At 73.2% G+C, this 2,337-nt stretch carries 2 protein-coding genes; both read right to left on the bottom strand.

What is annotated here, in order from left to right; all coding sequences use genetic code 11:
* Positions 1-37 precede the first annotated feature (37 nt).
* Positions 38-1,435 (bottom strand): NADP-dependent succinic semialdehyde dehydrogenase, encoded by a 1,398-nt coding sequence (locus EAO70_RS15560; RefSeq protein WP_148003578.1) that lies wholly within the window; start codon positions 1,433-1,435, stop codon positions 38-40.
* A gap of 168 nt (positions 1,436-1,603) precedes the next feature.
* Positions 1,604-2,296 (bottom strand): ThuA domain-containing protein, encoded by a 693-nt coding sequence (locus EAO70_RS15555; RefSeq protein WP_148003577.1) that lies wholly within the window; start codon positions 2,294-2,296, stop codon positions 1,604-1,606.
* Positions 2,297-2,337 lie beyond the last annotated feature (41 nt).

The following is a 2,337-nucleotide window of genomic DNA, read 5'->3' as shown; positions in this document are numbered from 1 at the left end:
TACCCACCCGCCGGTCACGCCGACGGGTGGGTATGCGTCAGGCGCGCTGCCAGACCGTCGTCGCGTTGCAGAACTCGCGGATGCCGTGCCCGGCGAGCTCGCGTCCGTAGCCGGAGCGCTTGATGCCGCCGAAGGGGAGGGCGGGGTGCGAGGCGGTCATGCCGTTGACGAACACGCCGCCGGCCTCCAGATCGCGTACGAAGAAGGCGACGTCCTCCGGGGAGCGGGTCCAGACGCTGGAACTGAGGCCGAACGGCGAGTCGTTGGCGACGGCCACGGCCTCCTCGATGTCGCTGACCGCGTACACCGTGGCGACCGGCCCGAAGGCCTCCTCCTGGTGGATCCGCATCTCCGGCGTGACGCCCGCCAGGACGGTGGGCCGGTAGTACCAGCCGTTGGCCAGCTCCGGCTCCTCCGGGCGGTGACCGCCGCAGAGCGCGGTGGCGCCCCCGCGGACGGCGTCGTCGACGAGTTCCTCCAGGTCCGTGCGGCCCTGCTCGGTGGCGAGGGGGCCGACGTCGGTCGACTCGTCGAGGGGGTCGCCGACGGTGAGGGCGTTCATGGCGGCCGTGAAGCGTTCGGAGAAGTCCTCGTACACGTCCCGGTGGACGATGAACCGCTTGGCGGCGATGCAGGACTGGCCGTTGTTCTGCACGCGCGCGGTGACGGCCGTCTTCACCGCTCCGACGATGTCGGCGGAGGGCATGACGATGAACGGGTCGCTGCCGCCGAGCTCCAGGACGGTCTTCTTGACCTCGTCGCCCGCGATGGCGGCGACGGCCCGGCCGGCGGGCTCGCTGCCGGTGAGGGTCGCGGCGACGACCCTGGGGTCTCGCAGGACGCGTTCCACGTCACGGGAGCCGATCATCAGGGTCTGGAAGCAGCCCTCGGGGAATCCGGCGCGGCGGAAGAGGTCGCCGAGGTAGAGCGCGGTCCTCGGCACGTTGGAGGCGTGCTTGAGGAGGCCGGTGTTGCCCGCCATGAGCGCGGGTGCGGCGAACCGGATGACCTGCCAGAGCGGGAAGTTCCACGGCATGACGGCGAGGATCGGGCCGAGGGGCCGGTAGTGGACGCGCGCGAGGTCGGCGCCGGAGTCCTGGACGTCGCTCTCCGCGGGGTGCTCGTCGGCGAGCAGCTCCTCGGCGTTGCGGGCGTACCAGCGCATCGCCTTGGCGCACTTGGCGGCCTCCGCGCGGGAGGCGGCGATGGGTTTGCCCATCTCGACGGTCATGGTGTGCGCGATGTCCTCGGTGTCCTCGTCGAGGAGACCGGCGGCGGCCCGCAGCAGACGGGCGCGTTCGGCGAAGGAGGTCGTGCGGTACTGGCGGTAGGCGTCGTGAGCGGCGGCGATGCGCCGGTCGACCTCCTCGGGCCCGTGGGCCTCGTAGACGCGCAGCGTCTCGCCGGTCGCCGGGTTCACGGTGGCGATGGCCATGACGTGTCTCCTCCTGACATCGGTTCCCGACTGCACGTTTCCGCGAAGCGGCGCCCGGCGCAACAGGGGCAGCGCGGTGGGGTGATGCGAAAGGGGCGGCGACCTGCGCGGATACGGCGCTAGAAAGGTGCGGTCCGGGACGCCCGCCGGGGGCCGCCCGGGCCCCGCTCAGGCGGTGAGCCAGGCGAGGGCACCGGAGAGGTGGGCGCGGAAGGCGGGGTCTCGGTAGGTCTCGGGGGCGTGGCCCAGCGCGGTGAAGAACACCCGCCCGGCGTCGATCTCCCGGCACCAGACGAGCGGGTGGTCGTCCCCATGGGTCCCGCCCCGGTAGGAGGACTCGTCGGCCCGGGCGAGGACCCGGGTCCCGCTCCGTCCGTCCCCGTGCGGACCGGGGGCGGCACAGCGGCGCGGGTCGGACGTGAAGTCGTACCACTCGTCGGTCCACGCCCAGCGGGCCGGCAGCGGGGCCGTCGCGGGATGGTCGCGGTCGTCGACGAGGACGACGCCGGGCTGCTCCTCGGGGTGACCGCCGAAGCGGGTGCCGAGCAGTTCGCCGTAGAAGGGCCAGTCGGGCTCGGCGTTGGCCGCAGCGTGCACGGCGAGCAGGGCGCCGCCGCCCCGCAGATACACCTCGAAGGCAACCCGCCCCTCGGGTGTCAGCACGTTCCCGGTGGTGGACAGCAGCACGACGACGGGACACCCGGCGAGCCGCCCGGCGCTGAACACCCCGGGATCCTCGGACACCTCGGCCCCCCGCCCGAGCTCCCCGGCGAGCTCCACGAGCGCGACGGCCCCGTCGGCGATCGACGCGTGCCGGTAGCCCGCGGTGCGGGTGTAGATCAGGACGTCGGAACTGGTCACGCGATGACTCCGGGGCGAGGGGGCGAGGGGGTGAACGGGGA

Source organism: Streptomyces sp. adm13(2018) (genome assembly GCF_008042145.1).
Taxonomy (GTDB): Bacteria; Actinomycetota; Actinomycetes; order Streptomycetales; family Streptomycetaceae; genus Streptomyces.
Note: the sequence above shows the minus strand (reverse complement) of the source record. Positions and strands in the feature narration are given on the sequence as shown.